The organism is Pseudohalioglobus lutimaris (assembly GCF_002866825.1).
Lineage (GTDB): Bacteria > Pseudomonadota > Gammaproteobacteria > Pseudomonadales > Halieaceae > Halioglobus > Halioglobus lutimaris.
Map to the genome: position 1 here is coordinate 470,523 of NZ_PKUS01000001.1, position 19,630 is coordinate 490,152.

Annotated in this window: 18 protein-coding genes; 7 read left to right on the top strand and 11 right to left on the bottom strand. The window is 59.6% G+C overall.

The annotated features are described in order from the left end of the window. Complete coding sequence (locus C0039_RS02015; RefSeq protein WP_101517097.1) at positions 1 to 1,800, bottom strand: hypothetical protein; 1,800 nt, start codon at positions 1,798 to 1,800, stop codon at positions 1 to 3. A 145-nt stretch (positions 1,801 to 1,945) separates the two neighbouring features. Between C0039_RS02015 and C0039_RS02020 the strand changes: the two genes are divergently transcribed. Continuing rightward, the gene (locus C0039_RS02020) at positions 1,946 to 2,452 is read left to right on the top strand and encodes a SirB2 family protein (RefSeq protein ID WP_165787010.1); all 507 of its coding nucleotides are present in this window, start codon (positions 1,946 to 1,948) and stop codon (positions 2,450 to 2,452) included. A 31-nt stretch (positions 2,453 to 2,483) separates the two neighbouring features. Here C0039_RS02020 and C0039_RS02025 read toward each other — a convergent pair whose 3' ends face one another. Both C0039_RS02025 and C0039_RS02030 read right to left on the bottom strand, forming a co-directional pair. After that, positions 2,484 to 2,843: a hypothetical protein gene (locus C0039_RS02025; RefSeq protein ID WP_075999773.1), complete on the bottom strand. Its 360-nt coding sequence runs from the start codon at positions 2,841 to 2,843 to the stop codon at positions 2,484 to 2,486. A gap of 66 nt (positions 2,844 to 2,909) precedes the next feature. Next, on the bottom strand, positions 2,910 to 4,085 hold the full coding sequence (locus C0039_RS02030; RefSeq protein ID WP_101517098.1) for an SPOR domain-containing protein: 1,176 nt from the start codon (positions 4,083 to 4,085) through the stop codon (positions 2,910 to 2,912). Between the two features lie 170 nt (positions 4,086 to 4,255). On the opposite strand from C0039_RS02030, the gene uvrD reads away from it, so the two are divergent. Continuing rightward, positions 4,256 to 6,409: a DNA helicase II gene (gene uvrD, locus C0039_RS02035; protein ID WP_101517099.1), complete on the top strand. Its 2,154-nt coding sequence runs from the start codon at positions 4,256 to 4,258 to the stop codon at positions 6,407 to 6,409. Between the two features lie 13 nt (positions 6,410 to 6,422). After that, complete coding sequence (locus C0039_RS02040; protein WP_075999777.1) at positions 6,423 to 7,589, top strand: TRAP transporter substrate-binding protein; 1,167 nt, start codon at positions 6,423 to 6,425, stop codon at positions 7,587 to 7,589. A 136-nt stretch (positions 7,590 to 7,725) separates the two neighbouring features. Here C0039_RS02040 and C0039_RS02045 read toward each other — a convergent pair whose 3' ends face one another. The 3 genes from C0039_RS02045 to C0039_RS02055 are packed head-to-tail and all read right to left on the bottom strand — an operon-like array spanning position 7,726 to position 10,019. After that, complete coding sequence (locus tag C0039_RS02045; RefSeq protein ID WP_075999778.1) at positions 7,726 to 8,124, bottom strand: acyl-CoA thioesterase; 399 nt, start codon at positions 8,122 to 8,124, stop codon at positions 7,726 to 7,728. A gap of 18 nt (positions 8,125 to 8,142) precedes the next feature. After that, positions 8,143 to 9,504, bottom strand: coding sequence for a TRAP transporter large permease (locus C0039_RS02050; RefSeq protein ID WP_101517100.1), 1,362 nt, complete (start codon positions 9,502 to 9,504; stop codon positions 8,143 to 8,145). Between the two features lie 2 nt (positions 9,505 to 9,506). Continuing rightward, positions 9,507 to 10,019 (bottom strand): TRAP transporter small permease subunit, encoded by a 513-nt coding sequence (locus tag C0039_RS02055; protein ID WP_101517101.1) that lies wholly within the window; start codon positions 10,017 to 10,019, stop codon positions 9,507 to 9,509. Between the two features lie 95 nt (positions 10,020 to 10,114). Here C0039_RS02055 and yaaA point away from each other — a divergent pair, with 95 nt between their 5' ends. After that, the gene (gene yaaA / locus C0039_RS02060) at positions 10,115 to 10,900 is read left to right on the top strand and encodes a peroxide stress protein YaaA (protein ID WP_075999781.1); all 786 of its coding nucleotides are present in this window, start codon (positions 10,115 to 10,117) and stop codon (positions 10,898 to 10,900) included. Positions 10,901 to 10,914: 14 nt separating this feature from the next. Then, positions 10,915 to 11,514 (top strand): DUF938 domain-containing protein, encoded by a 600-nt coding sequence (locus C0039_RS02065; protein WP_075999782.1) that lies wholly within the window; start codon positions 10,915 to 10,917, stop codon positions 11,512 to 11,514. Between the two features lie 11 nt (positions 11,515 to 11,525). Here the strand turns inward: C0039_RS02065 and C0039_RS02070 are convergent, their stop codons facing one another. Genes C0039_RS02070 through C0039_RS02080 form a run of 3 tightly spaced genes read right to left on the bottom strand, consistent with a single transcriptional unit; the run spans position 11,526 to position 14,223 of the window. Next, entirely contained in the window at positions 11,526 to 12,671 is a 1,146-nt protein-coding gene (locus C0039_RS02070) for a GNAT family N-acetyltransferase (protein ID WP_101517102.1), read from the bottom strand. A gap of 12 nt (positions 12,672 to 12,683) precedes the next feature. Next, positions 12,684 to 13,544, bottom strand: coding sequence for a 4-hydroxybenzoate octaprenyltransferase (gene ubiA / locus C0039_RS02075; protein ID WP_075999784.1), 861 nt, complete (start codon positions 13,542 to 13,544; stop codon positions 12,684 to 12,686). A 31-nt stretch (positions 13,545 to 13,575) separates the two neighbouring features. Beyond that, a complete protein-coding gene (locus C0039_RS02080) occupies positions 13,576 to 14,223 on the bottom strand; it encodes a chorismate--pyruvate lyase family protein (RefSeq protein WP_075999785.1) in 648 nt (215 codons plus the stop codon). 184 nt (positions 14,224 to 14,407) lie between these two features. Here C0039_RS02080 and C0039_RS02085 point away from each other — a divergent pair, with 184 nt between their 5' ends. Continuing rightward, the gene (locus C0039_RS02085; protein WP_075999786.1) at positions 14,408 to 15,778 is read left to right on the top strand and encodes an FAD-dependent oxidoreductase; all 1,371 of its coding nucleotides are present in this window, start codon (positions 14,408 to 14,410) and stop codon (positions 15,776 to 15,778) included. Continuing rightward, the gene (locus C0039_RS02090) at positions 15,779 to 16,330 is read left to right on the top strand and encodes a DUF1415 domain-containing protein (RefSeq protein ID WP_075999787.1); all 552 of its coding nucleotides are present in this window, start codon (positions 15,779 to 15,781) and stop codon (positions 16,328 to 16,330) included. Between the two features lie 306 nt (positions 16,331 to 16,636). Here the strand turns inward: C0039_RS02090 and recG are convergent, their stop codons facing one another. Further along, complete coding sequence (gene recG / locus C0039_RS02095) at positions 16,637 to 18,703, bottom strand: ATP-dependent DNA helicase RecG (RefSeq protein ID WP_101517103.1); 2,067 nt, start codon at positions 18,701 to 18,703, stop codon at positions 16,637 to 16,639. A 25-nt stretch (positions 18,704 to 18,728) separates the two neighbouring features. Then, positions 18,729 to 19,628, bottom strand: a complete 900-nt coding sequence (locus C0039_RS02100) for a LysR substrate-binding domain-containing protein (protein ID WP_075999789.1) — start codon at positions 19,626 to 19,628, stop codon at positions 18,729 to 18,731. Between the last annotated feature and the right edge of the window lie 2 nt (positions 19,629 to 19,630).

Sequence of the window (19,630 nt, forward strand, 5' to 3'; positions counted from 1 at the left end):
CTAATGGCGGTCATGGCTGACACGGGCGCGGTGGGCTCGTTCGCGCATCTGCTGGTGCGTGCCGACTTGTATCGCCCGATGCCGGGCCAGCTCCATGGGGGCGATGAACTTACCGGGCAGCGGCTGGTTGAAACTGGGCAGGAGCACCAGGCTTTCACATAGACCGATGCCTCGCTCCAGGTCCTCTGTCTCAGGCAGTGCATCCAGGTATTTGGAGACATCAGCCTCGCCGAGAATCCCAGCCAGCACCAGCTCTGCCCGTGCACGCACCGCGGGCGTTGCGACGCGGTTGCGCATGCCCCAGCGCAGGGTGAATTCGGCGCATTCCGGATCGGCCGATTCCGGGACCTCGAGGAACGAGGCGACCCGGTCCAGGCCGAAGTAGTAGCGCGTCAGCACTTCCTCCACCAGCATCGCCGTATCCTCGTAAGGGCTTGAATAGCTGTACAGCGCACTGGCGTCATCGGATTCGAACTCCAGGCCTACTTCACGCGGCGTCAGTGACAGTATAAGGCGGCTCGCAGGCGCGCCGTGAAACAGTATCTCACCCAGGTCCAGCAGCAGCTCTGAACGCAGCGGATACGCGTTCTTCAACTGGGTGCTGGCAGACTCCTGGTCAAAACGGAAGGTCACATCCAGCGGCGTCTCCCGGGGCGAAACCAGGGGCAATAGAGCGGGCGGCATCGCGTCGTTGGCGTGGGCCAGCTCATGGGCCAACAGATTGGCCATGGGCCATATGATGTCGCTGAGCCGGCGGTTTTCACCTTCCAGGTACTGTGAGGAGTAGTACCATGCCGGCCTGTTCCCGTCGACATACAGGTCGGCGGAAATAAACCCGAGGCCGCTGCTGAAGCCGCTACGATAGTCGGGCTCCCAGTCTATGGTGGCGCGTTCTCCAGGTGTCAGCCACAGGTCCTGAGGGTCCAGGTAGATTGCACCTGAGGTGGTGATATAAAACGCCGGGCGCACGCGTGAGCTGATCACCACGGCGGTGGCACCGCGAAACATCTTCAGCATGTCCCTTGGCAGGCGTTGCAGCACCTCCGCGAAGCGCTGACCCATCCAGCTGTGGCTGACTACCGTGCGTTGCAGCACATCGCTGACCGAGGGGGTGGTGGTGCTGCTGCCCAGGAATGGTAGTTCTTCCAGTGTGCAAATGGCGAAGGGGTTGTTGGCGCTTACGCAGTCGGCAAGCACGCCCGCGTAGGGTGATTTTTTGCTGTGGGCGCGCAATTCTTCGGCCCGTACCTTGTCGGCCAGGCCAAAATCGAAAGAGGCGCTGGCGATGACGCCGTCGCTATCCACTGCAGATATGAACAGCCAGTAGTCCCGGAAACTGTAGTCATTGTCGGGAAGCCGGAAGCGGTAGTCATCGCCCACGCGTGTTGCCGGCACCACGGCGCCCAGGTCCGCTGGGGCCATGAACAGCCGCGCAGAATCCTGCGCATGTACGCCTTCGAGCTCCAGGCTGTCGGCCGGTATGCTGAGAGTGCGGAGGGACTCGTTCCAGTAGAGCTCATAGCTGACCAGCTGCAACGGACCACGGTAACCCTGCTCGAAGCGGGCGCCCAGAGGGATTTCGCGGTCCTGTTCCCAGAGCTCCCGGGTCAGTTCCAGCTCACAGGAACCATAGGTTCGGTCACAGACCCTGGTCCATCGCGAGAAGCTGTGGCCGGGAGCGGGGATCGGCCAGAAGACTTCCTGGAAGTCCTCATTGATGTCGAACAGATAGCCATCGCTATAGATTTCCCCGGAAAGCTGGCCGTAGACGAAACCCTCGCCGTTAACCACAACTGGCATGCGACACGCACTGAGGAGGACAACGGTAGCGGCGATCAGTAGGGAGGATCTGGACAACATGGTCATGGCAAATGGGATGAACGTATAGAAACGGTATCAATGTGCTGATTCCATGGCTAGTGTTGTTTGTGGAAATAGGCACTTGGTGCCCCGCAGCCGTGCTCTCTCGCAGAACCGGCACCAGGGCAGGCTACCGCCTGAAAATAGCTGGTCTCCAGTCTGCACCGTTGGTTTTGACCCTGTGGGGCCTGATAAACTGCTGCTGATGATGACCTTTACCGTTTTGAAAACCGCGCACGTTTTATGTGCTTTCCTATCTGTTGCGGGCTTTGCACTCCGCGGATACTGGGCATTACAGAGTAATCCGCTGTGTAAACATCGACTGGTGAAAGTGCTGCCACACGTGATCGATTCCTGCCTGCTGGGCACGGCGGTGGGAATGCTGTGGATATGGGGAGTATCGCCACTGAGCCTGCCCTGGGTAACGGCCAAACTGGTAGCACTGCTGCTGTATATTGCGCTGGGCATGGCGGCATTGCGATTTGCCAGGACGCGCGAGGCCAGGTTAGCGGCTTATCTCGCCGCTCTGGCAACTGCAGCCTATATTGTTGCGGTTGCTCTCACCCACTCAGCCTGGGGGCCGTTGGGGTAAGGGCCGGTAGAATCCGGCCCTGATTCGCTGGTTATTTAGGGTTGGCCGCCTTGTACTCGCGAATTTCGGTATTGAACTGGCCGGCCACTGACTCTTCCGCAGACACTGCCGCATTGTAGGTTTCCTGGGCTTGTTGATAGCGGGCTTCAGCGCCCTCATCTCCGGCTTTAACCGCAGCCTCGGCTTCAGCCAGGCTGGGCTCCAGGCACTTCATGTATTCAAGATTTGCGGCTTGAAAAGCCTTCACGGCCTGTTGCCCGCTCAGCATGTCGTCCATGCTTGAGCTGGCGCCATCAGGAAGGGTCGGGGACGCCGGCGCTGTGCATTCAGCGGCGAAAGCGGGCGCTGCGCCCAGAGCGAGAGCGATGGCGGTGTACTTGATGAATTGCATATCGTTATTCCTGTAACGGGTTTGACGTAAGTAAAAACATTAGCAGGCGAGACCGCTGCTGCCAAGTCACTCGGCACGGCCTACCCAGAGCTTGCCGGTCTTGAATTCACGCTGCAGCTCTTCGGCCACTTCCTGGGCTGTGCTCTTGTCGGCCAGGCCTATGACGCGTACCCGGAAAATATCCCTGCCGTTGCTCTGAGCCGGCGCCACGACCACCGTGCCAACGGACGGCTTGAGTTTACTCGCCCAGCTCTGGGCCGGGCCGCGCTGGCCGTAGGAGCTGAAGTTTACAAACCAGTCACCGCCGCTACTGACTGCCGGTGGTTTTTCTGCGTCCTCTGTGGCGGGTTGTGGTGCCGGCGATGGTTTCACCGGTGCCGGTGCTGGTTTGGGGGTCGGTGGCGCGGGTTTGGGCGTTGCCGCGACAGCCGCTTCTGCGGGTGCGACTTTCTCGGCCTGGGCAAGTGCCTCCTGTTGTGCTGTAAGCTGTAACTCCAGCCCGGAAATAATAGCCTGCAGGCTGCGGTTCTCCCTGGCGAGGTCTCCTGCCTGCTGCTGCAACTGTGTATTGCGTTCGCTGGCGCGTGCTGCGGCTTCACGGCTCGCGGCGACTTCATCCGGTGGAGCAGAGGTGGCGAGGCTGGCGCGTAATTGGCGAACTTCTTCCTGCAAGGAGGCGCGTTCTTCTATGATTCCGTAGCCGCCTGCGCCAAGCAGTATGAGTGCGAGTACAGCGACCACAATCATGCCCAGTGAAATATTCAATTCTCGTTCTTCTTCCTCTTCGTACTCGTCTTCATCTTCCAATTCGTCCCACTCCTGGGTGCGGTCGTGGGCTCTCGCGTAGGTGGCGGCAGCAATAGCTGCTGGCTCCAGCGCCTCCTCAGGAGGGTCATCGTCAAAGGAGCCCTCGGGGTTCAGCTCCATGTCCCAGAGGTCCTGTTCGTCGGAATCGTCCTCGTCGTCAAGGTTGTCGTCCCAGGGTGTACTGGTCAGGTCCTCGTCGTCGCTGTTGGCAGTGTCGTCTTCTGACCACTCTTCCTCGTCTGCATCCAGGTCCAGCTCTTCCTCCTCTACTTCGGTGTAGATGGCGTTGAAGTCGGTGTCGCGGTCAGACTCTTCAAACTCGTCCTCGTCGTCAAAATCGCTGATCTGGCTTTGCCGTCGCCCCCAATCACTGGCGCTGTCTGCGGCAGACTCCCTGGCTTTCTTTTCCTGGTCTTCTGCGTCCCTGTCTTTCATTGTGCGTAACCGCTTGATCTGCCTCGTCTGCGGCTGATAGTAGCAAACCCGCAGGGCTTTTGCCGTATCCCTACATGACGAATTCCTGCCTGCTGTCGATTTATTGGCGCTGGTGATCATGTGCGTAAAAATTCGACCCTTAGTGGCGAGCACTCGGTTAGAATGCGGCGATGGACGTATCGGATATTCTCTCCCCACTCAACGAGGCCCAGCGCGACGCCGTCGCTGCCGAGAGCCAGAACATGCTCGTGCTGGCGGGTGCCGGAAGCGGCAAGACGCGCGTGTTGGTGCACCGCATTGCCTGGTTGATTCGGGCCGAGGACTTTTCCCCCTGGTCGATCCTGGCGGTAACGTTTACCAACAAGGCAGCCCGGGAGATGCGTTCGCGCATCGAGGAGATGCTGCAGATTCCCAGTCACGGCATGTGGGTGGGCACTTTTCACGGGCTGGCGCACCGGTTGTTGAAAGCGCACTGGCAGGAGGCCGGTTTGCCGCAGAACTTCCAGATTCTGGATAGCGATGACCAGCTGCGCCTGGTCAAGCGGGTTTGCCGGGAGCTGGAGCTGGATGAGAGCCGTTGGCCGCCCAAGCAAGCCATGTGGTACATCAATTCGCAGAAGGATGAGGGGCTGCGCTCACAGCATATTGAGGCACCGCACGGCGACCTCTATGCGCAGGTCATGTTGCAGGTATATCGCGCCTACGAGGAGGCCTGTGACCGTGGAGGCATGGTGGACTTCGCCGAACTGCTGCTCAGGGCCCATGAGTTGTGGCTGAAGAACCCGGATGTGCTGGCGCATTATCAGGGCCGTTTCCGGCAGATTCTGGTCGACGAATTCCAGGATACCAACACCATACAGTATGCCTGGCTGCGGGTGCTGGCCGGGAAAAATGTTCCGGTGATGGCGGTCGGGGATGACGACCAGTCTATCTATGGCTGGCGGGGCGCAAAGATTGAGAATATCCAGCGCTTTACCGATGATTTCAATAGCACTCGTACCGTTCGCCTGGAACAGAATTACCGGTCGACCCAGACGATCCTGCAGGCTGCCAACGGGGTGATCGGCTTCAATTTTGGGCGCCTGGGTAAACAACTGTGGACGGCGGGTGAACACGGCGAGCCCATAACGCTCTATGCCGGTTTTAACGAACACGATGAAGCGCGTTTCATTGTTGAGCAAATTGAGCAATGGGTCGCAGATGGCCATACGCGCTCCTCGGTTGCCATTCTCTATCGCTCCAATGCCCAGTCGCGAGTGCTGGAGGAGGCACTGATTCGGGGGGCCATGCCCTACCGTATATACGGTGGACAGCGCTTTTACGAGCGCCTGGAGATTCGTAACGCCCTGGCTTACCTGCGCCTGTTGCAGAGTCGTGGCGATGACGCAGCGGTGGAGCGGGTGATCAATACGCCGCCCCGTGGTATTGGCAGCAAGACGCTGGATGTGGTGCGCAGCTGTGCCCGCAGCCGGAACATTTCACTGTGGCAGGCAATCGAGACCGCGATCGCGGAAAAGCTGCTGCCACCGCGTGCGCTGTCTGCGCTGGATGGATTCAGGGTGTTGATCAATGAACTGGATTCCGGCTCGGATGAATTGAGCCTCGATGACCTGGTGGAACACTGTATCCAGCACTCCGGCCTGATCGACTACCATCAGAAAGAGAAAGGCGAGAAAGGTCAGGCCAGGGTAGAGAACCTGGAAGAGTTGGTCAGTGCAGGCAAACAGTTCGCGCCCGACGAGGCAGATGAGGCCTCTCCCTTGCAGCAGTTTCTGGACAGTGCCGCCCTTGATGCCGGCGACGCCCAGGCCGACGAGCACGAGGACAGCGTGCAACTAATGACCCTGCACTCAGCCAAGGGCCTGGAGTTTCCGCTGGTCTTCCTGGCGGGGATGGAAGAGAACCTGTTTCCCCATCGAATGTCTATCGAGGAGCCCGGTCGCCTGGAGGAGGAGCGCCGCCTTTGTTATGTAGGTATTACCCGTGCGATGGAGCGCCTGATGATTACCTACGCGGAGTCCCGCCGCCTGCATGGCAGTGAGTCCTTCAACGCCCCATCGCGATTTATTCGCGAGATCCCCGCCGAACTGCTGCAGGAGGTGCGCATCAACAACACGGTGGCCAGGCCGGTCAGCAGCTTTGCCCAGGCGACGGTACCTGACACCGAATTGAGCCTGGGCCAGCGGGTTTATCACCAGATTTTCGGCGAGGGCACCGTGCTAAACTTCGAGGGGCGAGGCAATAGCGCCCGGGTAGAAGTCAATTTCGATGACGAGGGCAGCAAGTGGCTGGTGCTGCAATACGCCAACCTGCAACTGTTATAACAAGGATACTGAGATGGCGACGGATTCACGGGAGCAGCGCCTTGCGCCGCTGATCATTCTCGCCCTGGTGGCCGCGCTGGTGGCCGTAATTGGTCTGTGGGCGGCAGAGAAGGCGGGAGGTGCAAAATCCGTAGCGGCTATGGCGGACGGTGAAATCAACGCCGGGCCAGAGTTTGAATGGAAACTGGTCACCACCTGGCCGAAGAACTTCCCGGGCTTGGGCAGCGCTGCAGAAAACCTCTCTCGTATGGTGGACGAAATGAGCAACGGTCGGCTCAAGATCCGCGTCTATGGTGGTGGGGAAATCGTGCCGGCACTGGGTGTGTTTGACGCAGTATCCCAGGGCGTGGCTGACGCGGGTCACGGCGCTGCTTACTACTGGAAAGGCAAGGTCCCCTCGTCTGTCTTCTTCACCGCAGTTCCGTTTGGGCTCAATGCCCAGGAAATGTACGGCTGGCTACATTACGGTGGCGGCCTCGCGCTGTATGAAGAGGCTTATGCGCCCTTCAACCTGGTGCCGATGGCCGGCGGTAGTACCGGTGTGCAGATGGGCGGCTGGTTTAACAAGGAAATCAACTCCATCGACGATCTCAAAGGCCTGAAAATGCGCATCCCCGGTATGGCCGGCGAAGTGTTCACCGCGGCCGGTGGAACCTCTGTGACCCTGCCTGGCAGCGAACTGTATACCTCGCTGCAAACCGGTGTTATCGACGCACTGGAGTGGGTGGGGCCCTACAATGACCGTATTCTCGGCTTCCATGAAGTAGCGAAGTATTACTATTACCCGGGATGGCATGAACCCGGCTCCATTCTCGAGTTTATTATCAACAAGGATTCAATGGCTGAACTGCCGGCCGACCTGCAGGCTATCGTGCGTGAGGCAGCCAGGGCATCCAGCCAGGACATGCTCGACGAATACACGGCGCGCAATAACGAGGCGCTACGCGAGTTGATAGAGGAACACGGTGTGCAACTGCGTCGATTCCCGGACGACGTATTGAAAGCGTTGTGGCTGGGCACGCGTCAGGCCCTGGATGACCTGGTGGCGAAGGACCCGATGTCGGCCAGGGTTTATGCGTCTTACAGCGAGTTCTACAAGGGAGTGCGCAACTACCATCATATTTCTGAGCAGGCGTATATCAACCTGCGGGATGTGGTATTGGGTGAAGAGGATTACTGAATGCAGCCGCGGAATGTGCCCTGAGGGCGGAGTATCCCGTTCCCAGGATGTCGGAGGCCAGGGATGGGCGACCCCAAGCCTGTCACGGACGACGTTTTTTGGCGGTCCTGAGAGCGGGATACTCCGCCCTCAGGGCTCAACCCTGACGCTGAATAGAACGCGTCCTGCCATTGTCATCAATCGCCACAAACACAAACTCGCCCTCGGTGACCTTGATCGGCTCCCCATCGTGCTTGGAGTTGATCCACACCTCGACAATGATGCGAATTGAGCTGCGCCCGATCTCCAGCACATCGCAATAGCATGACACTACCGCCCCCACGTGGACGGGCGTCAGGAAGGCCATGGCTTCGATAGCCACCGTCGAGACGCGGCCGCCGGCGACCTCGCATGCGGTCACCATGCCGGCAATATCCATTTGTGACATCAGCCATCCGCCAAAGATATCCCCGCTGGGGTTGGTGTCCTTGGGCATTGCCACGGTTTGCAGGGCGAGATCACCGTGGGGTATCGGAGTGCTGTCAATGTCGTTCATGAGAGACCTGGGAGTACGTTATTGTTTGAGTTTTTCGGGTAGCCACGTGGCCATCTCCGGCCAATACCACAGGGCCCCGATCAACATAAGCTGGATGAGTATAAAGGGTATGACCCCACGGTAAATAGCGCCGGTGGGGACGCTATCGGGCGCCACTCCGCGCAAATAGAAGAGCGCGAAGCCAAACGGTGGGGTCAGAAACGAGGTCTGCAGGTTGAGGGCGATCATGATTCCCAGCCACACCGGGTCCACCCCCATAGCCAACAGGATGGGACCGACGATTGGCACCACGACAAAGGTGATCTCGATAAAGTCGAGAATGAAGCCCAGCAGGAATATCACCAGCATTACCACCAGCGTGGCGCCCATGACCCCACCGGGCATGTCGATAAAAAAGCCGTGAATCAATTCCTCGCCGCCAAACCCGCGGAACACCAGTGAGAACACCGCCGCGCCAATCAGAATCATGAAAACCATGCAGGTCACGCCCAGCGTGTCCATCACCGCATCGCGCAGCCGGTCGAAGGTCATTTGCCCGCGTACCAGGGCCAACAGCAGTGCTCCCACTGCGCCGAAGCCGGCAGCTTCTGTGGGCGTCGCGGCGCCTATCAGGATGGAGCCCAGCACCAGGAAGATCAGCAGCAGCGGTGGCAGCAGGCCGCGCATTACCTCCAGCAGTGAAATGTCCTCGCCTTCAGCGGGCGGGGCCGCCTCGGGTTTGAGTCGTGCATAAATGGTCAGATAAAGAATATACATCGCCACCAGCACCAGCCCGGGAATCAGCGCGCCCACGAAGAGGTCGCCCACCGATACGGTCTTTGGCGTGAATACATTCATACTTAGCTGTGCACGCTGGTAGGCATTGGCGAGAATGTCACCCAGCAGTACCAGGGCGATAGATGGCGGTATGATCTGGCCCAGCGTGCCGGTGGCGCAAATCGTGCCGGTAGCCAGGGCGGGGCTGTAGCCTGCGCGCAACATGCTGGGCAGCGACAACAGGCCCATGGTGACCACCGTGGCACCGACGATGCCGGTGCTGGCGGCGAGGAACATGCCGACAACGACCACCGAAATGCCGAGCCCGCCGCGCAGGCCTGCGAACACCCGGGCCATGCTCCCCAGCAACTCCTCGGCGATGCGGGACTTCTCCAGGATAGTGCCCATCAGGATAAACAGGGGCACCGCAATGAGTGTGGTGTTGTTCATGGTGCCGAAAACCCGACCGGGCAGGGCCGAAAGGAAACCGGCATCAAATACGCCGCCGAGTATGCCGCCGGCGGCGAAGGCCAGGGCGGTGCCCGCCAGGGTGAAGGCAACCGGGTAACCCAGCATGAGTAACAGGCACACGGCGGCAAACAGGTATAGCGGCAGGAACTCCATGTTCAGCTTTGCCCTTCCACCAGCACCAGGGTACTGCGCAGGGTCTCGGCGATCCCTTGTAATAACAGGTTGATCGCCATGGCCGGGATCAACCCCTTGAGCAGGTAAACCGCCTGGATGCCGCCCTGTTCCGTAGAGACTTCACCCATGGCCCAGGATTCACTCACGTAGTTCCAGCTGACAACGGCAATGAACAGGCAGAGGGGTATCAGGAAGACCACACCGCCCAGCGCGTTTACCCAGGCCCTGCCGCGGTCGCTGAAGTTGCGATAGAAGATATCAACGCGCACGTGGGCACCCGTCTTCAGCGCATAGGCCGTGCCGAGCATAAACAGGGTGGCATGCATATAGGTCACCAGCTCCTGGGCGAATATCGAGCCGGTATTGAAGCCATAGCGCATGACGACGATAAGAGTAGTCAGCAGCGCCATGGCCAGCGCCAGCCAGGCCAGCAAGCGACCGCTGCGATCGGTGACAAGGTCGATGAATTGCACAAGTTTGCGCAACAAAGGCATGGTCTACAGGTCTTTTTTATTGGTAGGCGTGCAGAGTATCATAGCGCCTGCAAAAGACGACACCACCGCCACCCGTTGAACACAGGCAGGAACCAATGCTGACAGTCATTTCCCCGGCAAAAACGCTGGATTACGAGACTCCGCCCACTACCCGCAAAGCGACGCAGCCACAGTTTATCGACCGCGCGCAGAAGCTGGTTGAGGACGCGCGCGAAATGAGCCCGGAGGATATTCGCGAGCTCATGGGCGTGAGCGAGAACATCGCCGAGCTTAATCACGCGCGTTTTATGAACTGGTCTGCCCCGTTCAGTCTGGACAATGCCAAGCAGGCCTTGTTCGCTTTCAAGGGTGATGTCTACACCGGGCTGGATGCCGGAACTCTCAATGCTGCGCAGCTGGGCTTCGCCCAGAAGCACCTGTGCATACTCTCGGGGCTTTACGGCCTGTTACGCCCGCTGGACCTGATGCAGCCCTATCGCCTGGAAATGGGGCTGAAGTTCAGCAACAGCGGAGGCAAAAACCTCTACGAGTTCTGGGGTGATGAGATCACTGTGGCCATCAACAAACAGCTGAAGAAGTCTGGGTCCCCGGTGCTGGTAAACCTGGCGTCCAACGAGTACTTCAAGTCAGTCAAGGCCAGGGCGCTTGACGCTGATGTCATCACGCCTGTGTTCAAGGACCTGAAAGGGGACAAGTACAAAGTGATCAGCTTCTATGCGAAGAAGGCACGAGGCCAGATGGCGCGCTATATCCTTGAGAGGGAACTCAATGAGCCAGAGGGGCTGAAAAAATTTCGCACTGACGGCTATCGCTACAACCGGGCGGAATCCTCCGCCAGGGAACTGGTGTTCACGCGTGAGCAGGCTCCAGCGGCGAAATAAGCGGGCGTTGCGGCATGCGTTCACTACCCTTTTCCCAGTCCTGTGAAAACAACAAGGGCCCTATACTGGAAGTGCTCAAAACGGTATTTGCCGATTGTTCAGGGGTACTGGAGATCGCTTCGGGAACGGGTCAGCATGCCACCTGGTTTGCTGGTCACATGGCATTTCTGCGCTGGCAACCAACCGAGGTGCCGGAGGCGATCGACATTTTGCGACCGCGTTGCGATGAATACCAGGGAAGTAACCTGCTGGCTCCCCTGGCGCTGGATGTGAGTAAGCGACCCTGGCAAGTTGGTCCCCTGCCGGATGCCCTGTTTACTGCAAACAGCCTGCACATTATGCCCTGGAGCGCTGTATGTGAGCTGTTCGCAGAGTTAGCGGAAAACGCGCCACAGGGCATGCTTCTGGCTGTTTACGGCCCATTTAACTATGGCGGCCAGTACACCTCGGACAGCAATGCTGACTTCGACCAGTGGTTGGCCCAACGCAGCCCGCACAGTGCGATCCGGGACTTCGAAAAAGTGGACGCGCTGGCGATCGATGCCGGCTTTGCACTGCAGGAAGACAAGGCCATGCCCGCCAACAACCGGCTTCTGGTGTGGCGCAGGCGCTGAGCGCTGGATTTTCAGTCCTGTAGCTTGAACGGAAGCAGGGCGGTGGTCTCGCGCAGATAGGCCTGGGTGTGGGGTTGCTCCCTGCGGGCGAAGTCGCCTACAGCGGCAGAGAGGCGCGGGTCGGCAATCCAATGGTTGGAGAATGTCTCCACGGGGCGGAAGCCACGCTGGATTTTGTGCTCACCCTGGGCACCCGGATCGAATCGTCCAATACCCTCTGCAATACAGTACTCAATGCCGCGATAGTAGCAGGCCTCAAAATGCAGTGCATCGAACTCCCGGGCGCAGCCCCAGTAGCGGCCGTAGAGAGTATCCTCCCCGCGGAAATACAGGGCCGCTGCGATGGCTTCACCCTCGTGGCTGGCCATCACCATAATTACCTGCTCGGCCATTGCCGCGGCAACCTCGGTAAAAAATTCGTGGGTGAGGTATCCGCCGTGTCCGCTGCGCTTGGCATAGGTGAACTGGTAAAAGTGGTAGAACAGCACCCAGTCGTCGGCACTGATCTGGTTGCCTACCAGCGTTTTCAAGCTGAGGCCCTGTTCCTGAATTCGGCGACGTTCACGCTTCAACGTCTTGCGTTTGCGGCTGTTAAAGGTGCCGAGGAAGTCATCGAAGCAGGTATAGCCGTCATTGAACCAGTGAAATTGCACACTGCGGCGCTGGGCAATACCACGCTTGCGCAGCAGCTCCGACACTTCCTCAACGGGAAACAGCAGGTGCCAGCTGGAAATCCCCTGCTCTCTGGCAAATTGTTCCAGAGCGTCGAGGGTTATCCCCCAGGCAGTATCCGTATCGAGCTCAGGCAGGTGGCACAGGCGCGGCCCGGTGGCCGGAGTGAAGGGGATGGCGGCAACGAGTTTCGGGTAGTAGTCCAGCCCCTGCTGCTGCCAGGCGTTCGCCCAGGACCAGTCAAATACGTATTCGCCATATGAGTGTGACTTCAGATACAGGGGTAGTGCTGCGACCGCGCGTTCGCCACCGCGGAGTATGAGGTGGCAGGGCTGCCAGCCGCTGTCGGCGGTAGTGCAGCCAGTGGCCTCCATACCCAGTAGAAAGTGATGCCTCAAGAAAGGGTAGCGCGTATCGCACAGGCCATCCCACTCCCGGGCAGAGACCTGTTTGAGGCTGGTAATGAATTCCGCGTTAAGCTCCACTGTGAATCCTTTTTACCAGGTGTAATCCAGCGCCAGGCCAGCGAAAATGACTGCCCCCACCCAATTGTTGTGCAGGAAAGCCTTGAAGCAGGCTGCGGGGTCGCGGTCACGAATCAGGTATTGGTGATACGCGCACAATGCCGCTGCGGCTGCCAGTCCGAGATAATACACAGCGCCCAGGCCAAAGAGCACGCCGGTCTCCACCATCAGCCCAAGAAAGGCCAGCTGCAGTATGCCGATGATGAGCCGGTCATGGCGGCCAAACAGGATCGCCGACGACTTGATACCTACTACCAGGTCATCATCACGGTCCACCATGGCATATTTGGTGTCATACGCCATGGTCCACAACAGGTTGGCAAAGTAAATCAGCCACAGGGCCGGCGGTAGCGCTGCTGTCTGCGCGGCAAAGGCCATGGGTATGCCCCAGGAGAATGCCGCACCCAGAACCAGCTGCGGCAGTTGGGTGTAGCGCTTCATGAAAGGGTAGGTGGACGCCAGCGCCACGGCGCCGAAAGACAGCTTCACCGTCAGCGGGTTAGTGAACAATACCAGCACGAACGCAGCAATTAGCAGCGTAAGGAAAAAAAGTCGGGCTTCTTTGACGGTAACAGCACCGGTTACCAGAGGCCTGCCGCGGGTACGGTTGACCTCTCCGTCCCAATGGCGGTCAGCCAGGTCGTTAACGATGCATCCTGCGGAGCGCATCAGCACGGTACCCAGCGTAAAAATGAGCAGCAGATCCCAGTCGGGAAAGCCGCCAGCAGCGATCCACAGCGCCCAGAGAGTCGGCCAAAGCAGCAACAGGGTGCCAATTGGTTTGTCGAACCGGATCAGTTGCAGCAGGGACTTGAGTTTGGATTCGCCGGGCATGTTGTATTCGGTGGGGGAAAGAGGGGCAAGCTTACTGTTTTGTGCCAGCAATTGCAGTGGCGACTTTTCCGCGCCGGCTTCGATGTAGCGGGATCAAGGCGGGCCAGGGCTCAAAATCGTCGAGAAACACCTCGCTTACCATGACACAGTGCCCGTAGACCTCAAAGCGAGAGCGCCTCCCCCAGGCAGTAGTTTGCCTGCCCTGCAGCGCGTCGGGAAGGTAGCTGCTGTCGGTGCTTATCCGCGCCAACTCAAAGGGGCTGCGCTGCATACCTGCGGCACCAAAAAGGATCGCTCCCAGCGGCTTGTTTTCCAGCCGCCGCAGGTGCGCAAGCCTGCCGCGCAAACTGGCAATCGGTACCACGCTGCGGGCGAAAACGACGTCGTGTTGGCCCTGTTGCAGGATGACTTCGCGGATGATCGCCACCTGTCGCTGGGGAAGGTCCAGCAGCGCCCGCTCGGAAGGCAATGGAACCTGCCAGCCCTGTTTGAGCCTGATAACCCGGAATGGGCCGCGTCCCTGTGCGGTCAGTCGTTCTGTTAGTGATCCATCGTCCAGCAGCCACCTGCGTACGTCAGGTGAAAGCTGCCTGGCGCTGAATTGCTGCTGCGGCCGCCAGACGGGCTCGGCGGGACCCGGCGGCAGATGCAGGGCGGTTGAGGAATTACGATTGGTCATGGGAGTGCGAGAATGCGTGATACTGAAAACGCACGCAAGGCCCTGGCATAAAAAGCACGACCGAGGCGGGTTAATGCCCCTTGCACAATTTGCCGACAACCCTATAGTGAGGCGATCCCGAATAACCCTTTTGGCCGGGCGGAGCGCCCGGCGAAAACAGCAGAATCAGAAAGCGAGTGTCAGCATGAGTAGATGGGAATGTATTGTCTGTGGCCTGGTTTACGATGAAAAGGAAGGCTGGCCCGATGATGGCATTGCTCCCGGTACCAAGTGGGAGGACGTTCCTGAAGATTGGCTGTGCCCGGATTGTGGCGTAGGCAAGGAGGACTTCGAGCTACTTGAAGAATCACCCGTAGACACGACCCCCCACCATGAGGAGCCGGTAGTGGACAAAGTGCATGCCCCGGTGGTGATTCTGGGCACCGGGCTTGCCGGTTACGGACTGGCCAAGGAGTTCCGCAAGTACGACCAGGATACCCCGCTGGTGCTCATCACCTCGGACGATGGCCGTTCCTACTCCAAGCCCATGCTTTCCACCGGCTATACCAAGAACCTGTCCACCGATGATCTTGCGCAGATGGACGCCGGGAGCATGGGTCGCATGCTCAAGGCGAGTGTATGGACCATGACCAAGGTCGCTGAGATAGATACGGCCAACCAGTTGATCAAGGTCGGAGACGCCCAAACCGCTGTGCATTATTCCAGTCTCGTGCTGGCCCTGGGGGCTGACGTGATCCGCCCGCCCATCGAGGGTGATGCGCTGGACAAGGTGTATTCAGTAAACGACCTGTTGGACTACGATGATTTCCGCACCGCCATGAGCAAGAACGAGGCCAGGAAAATTTGTCTGATCGGTGGGGGCCTGATCGGTTGTGAGTACACCAACGACCTGATTAATGGCGGTTTTGAAACGGAAACCGTCGACCCACTGGGCTACTGCCTGCCCACTCTGCTGCCCGAGCCTGCGGGCAAAGCGGTACAGGCCGCGTTGGAAGCAAAGGGTGCGAAGTTTCACTTCGGCCCGCTGGTTACGGCCGTGAACGAGGCCAACGGTGGCGTCATTGTTAGCCTGGACAACGGCGAGACCATAGAGGCCGACCTGGTGGTCTCCGCAGTCGGCGTGCGTCCAAGGATAGATCTGGCCCAGGCCTCCGGTATCGAAACCAATCGGGGTGTGGTAACCAATCGTTTGCTCCAGACCAGTGCTCCCAATGTATATGCACTGGGGGATTGCGCCGAAGTAAGTGGTCACGTACTTGTCTATGTCGCCCCCCTGATGGCGCAGGCACGCGCGCTGGCTAAAACGCTTACGGGAGAGCCTACCGAAGTCAGCTATCCGGCCATGCCGGTAACCATCAAGACACCGGCCTGTCCGGTGACGGTTGCCCCGCCTCCACGGGACGTGGCCGGAGACTGGTCTTTCGAAATAGATGGTCCCAACGTCAAGGGCGAGTTCCGCGATGCCGCCGGCACGCTGCTGGGTTTCGCCCTGACCGGTGAAGCCACCAGGCATAAGATGGCCCTGCAGAAAGAACTGCCGGCCATCATGCCCTAGGTGCTGGACCCTGCCCGTGCAGAGGCGCACACCCGTCGCTGGCTCACCGAGTTTGTAGTCGGCCTGAACCTCTGCCCCTTTGCGCGCCCAATGCTGGACAATCCGCAGCTGCGCATTGCGGTCTGCGGCGGCGCAGATGACGAGGCCTTAAGCCGCTTCTTCCTCAACGAGCTGGACCTGCTGCAATCCACCGCGGAAGCAGAAGTCGCTACCAGCCTCCTGGTGTTCACGGCGGCCCTGGTCGATTTTGATGATTACCTCGATTTTCTCGACTTTTCCCAGGGGTTGCTCATTGATGCCGGGCTGGAGGGCCTGGTGCAGTTGGCCAGCTTTCACCCCGAGTATCGTTTTGCGGGTGAGGCGGATAACGCCGCCAGTCATTTCAGTAATCGGGCTCCCTGGCCCACGATCCACCTGATCCGTGAAGATATGTTGTCGAGGGTGCTAGGTGAATTTCCCGACGCGGAGGCGATTCCACAAAGCAATATCGAGACACTTGAAGGCCTGGGTGTCGATGAAATGCAGCGACGGTGGGATGCTCTGGGCAGCTGAACTGGTTAGGTTTTGTCTGTTTGGTACGGTCCGGCGCACTCTGGGCACAGCCTGTTTTGGTGGAATCAAGGAAGTCTCCGTACTGGTAACACAGTAGAGGCACGGCAGTGGGGGCAGGCAGCCAAAGCAGTCGGGCCACCGCTTTAAGCGCAGTCGGGTTTTCGGGGGCCTTCCGCGAGGACTGTCTGAGGCGCTTAAAGGTTGCGCCCAGCAACCTTTGCCGAGTCCCGCAGCGGCCCGCAAGCGCGACGGAGCGAGTGGCCGCTTTGGCTACCTGCCCCCACTGCCGTGCCGGACCGCAGACAACTAAACCTTCGCAAACTCCCGGGCAGACCCCGTCCAGCGCTGAATCAAAGGCTCCGCCATCTGCGGGTATTCACTCTGAATCTGCGCAGCCAACAGCTGCACGTCATCCAGCAGCTCATTGTGTTCCGGCAATCGCGCCACGCGGAACTCCATCAACCCTGTCTGTCGTGTCCCCAGCACCTCACCCGGCCCGCGCAACTGGAGGTCCTTTTCAGCGATGTAAAAGCCATCGTTGCTCTCGCGCATCGCCGTTAGCCGTTCCCTACCGTTGGCGGACAGTGGAGCCTGATACAGCAGCACACAATGACTGGCCTCCCTGCCGCGACCCACCCGCCCACGCAACTGGTGCAGTTGCGCCAGCCCCAGGCGCTCAGGGTTTTCAATGATCATCAGGCTGGCGTTGGGCACATCCACGCCCACCTCAATCACCGTGGTCGCGACTAACAGGTCCAGGTCTGCCGCCTTGAAGGCGGCCATAACCGCATCCTTCTCCGCGGGCTTCAGCCGGCCGTGTACCAGGCCAATTCTCAAGTGGGGCAATGCGACTCGCAGCTCCTCGGCCGTGGCCTCCGCCGCCTGTGCCTGCAGTACATCACTTTCCTCCACCAGCGTGCAGACCCAGTAAGCCTGGCGACCGCCGGAGCAGGCACCGGCCACCCGGGAGACAATTTGCTCGCGGCGGTTGTTGTCGATAAGCACGGTCTCTACCGGCTGCCTGCCGGGGGGGAGTTCGTCGATGACTGAGCAGTCCAGGTCCGCGTAGGCCACCATTGAGAGTGTGCGCGGTATGGGTGTGGCGGTCATCACCAATTGGTGCGGCCTGCCGACACCAGCTGCGGCTTTCTCTGTGAGAGACAAGCGCTGGTGCACGCCGAAGCGGTGTTGTTCGTCCACCACCACCAGGCCCAGTCGCTGGAAAATCACATCTTCCTGAAACAGGGCGTGGGTGCCAACCACCAGGCCGACGCGGCCCGAGGCAATGTGCTGCAGCGCCTCGGCGCGTTTCTTTCCCTTGCTGCGCCCGCTGAGCCAGCCGACCTCAATATCCAGACCCTCGAACCATGACTGGAAGTTGGCGCGATGCTGTTCGGCGAGAATTTCCGTGGGGGCCATAATCGCCACCTGGTAACCACTGGCGATGGCCTGCAGGGCCGCGGCTGCAGCCACCAGGGTTTTACCCGAGCCGACGTCGCCCTGTACCAGGCGCAGCATGGGGTGAGGTTTCGCCAGATCCGTGCAGATCTCTGCCATCACCCGATGTTGGGCGCCAGTGGGCTCAAAAGGCAGGGAGGCAAAGAAGCGCTGTACCAGGTCGTTGCCTATGTTCAGTCGAGGTGCACCTTCCCTGAGTTGCTCGTTGCGTAAACCCTGCAGGGTCAGGTTGTGGGCAACCAGTTCCTCCAGTGCAAGCCTCAGCTGGGCAGGATGCTCACCGTCGCGTAGTGCTTCCTGTGGCGCGTCCGGGGGTGGCGCGTGCAGGTAAACCAGCGCCTCTGCGAGGCCATAGCGCAGACGGTGACTAGAGGGCAGCAGCTCGGCCGGCGCGCTGCGTCGCAGCCGCGTTACCGCTTGTGTACAGAGGTTGCGCCATTGGTTTTGGCCAATGCCGTTGATGGTGGGATAGACCGGTGTGAGCGCTTCTTCCACCGGGCTTTCCCCATCCTCTATCTGGCGATACTCCGGATGATACATCTCCAGGCCACTGGCGCCCCGGCGTACCTGGCCGAAGCAGCGCAGCCGTGTGCCCGGCAACAGGTTGTTTTTTTGTGCCGCGGAGAAGTGGAAAAAACGTAAACTGATGGTACCGGTGCCGTCTTGCAGCCGCACCACCAGGCTGCGCCGCCTTCCGAAGGCGATATCGGCGACACGTACTTCCCCCTCGATGACCACGTCTGCTCCGTCCGCCGCACCGCCTATGGGAGTCACGCGGGTGCGGTCCTGATAGCGCAGTGGCAGGTGAAAGAGCAGGTCTTCCACCCGGTATACGCCAGCTTCGGCCAGTTTGGTCGCTAGCTTCGGGCCTACACCGCGTAACTGGGTGACTGGCTCACTGGCGATCCCGGTCATCAGTGCCTGGCCTCCGGTGCCGGCACTAGTCCTTCAGGGCCTCGGCAAGTATATCGATGGCCTGGTGGCGCGGATAGCTGACGCGCCAGGCCAGGGCAATGGTGCGAAAGGGCGCCGGGTCGGTGAAGGGCCTGACAACAAGTTCGCCATCGCTGTAGAGCGCAGTGCTGGCGGCCGACTCGGGAAGAACTGTTATACCCATGCCGCTGGCAACCATGTGTTTCAGGGTCTCCAGAGAGCTGCCTTCAACTATCGTGTGATCTCGACTATTGTGCTCAGCGATGGACTCCTGCAAGCCGGAACAGGCCTCCAGAACCTGGTCGCGGAAGCAGTGGCCTTCTCCCATCAGCAAGACCTTGTGCCTGGACAGTTCCCCGGGGTCAATAGCAGACGCAGCTGCCAGCTCGTGATCTTCGTGCAACAGCACTACAAAGGGCTCGTCGAACAACGGTCGAGTGACCACCTCAGGCTCGGTGAAAGGCAGTGCAACAAAGATCGCATCCAGGGCTCCCCGGCTCAGCTTTACGCGCAGGTCTGCGGTAAAGCTTTCCTCAATATACATAGGCATATCGGGGGCCAATTGCTTGATACGTGGCACCAGTCTGGGAAAGAGGTAGGGGCCCACGGTGAAGATTGCACCCACCGAAAGCACACTGCCCAGAGGGTCCTTGCCCTGCTCCGCCAGGCTGACCAGATTGTTGATTTCCTGCAGTATGGTGCGCGCCTGGGCAACTATCCGCTCACCAATCGGCGTTGGGCTGACCTTGTGCCGGGCACGCTCGAACAGGCTGACGCCGAGTTCGTCCTCCAGTTTCTTGATGGCGATACTCAGGGTGGGCTGGCTGACATTGCAGGCATCCGCTGCCTTGCGAAAATGGCTGGCCTCAGACAGGGCGACCAGATAGCGTAGTTCAGTGAGCGTCATGG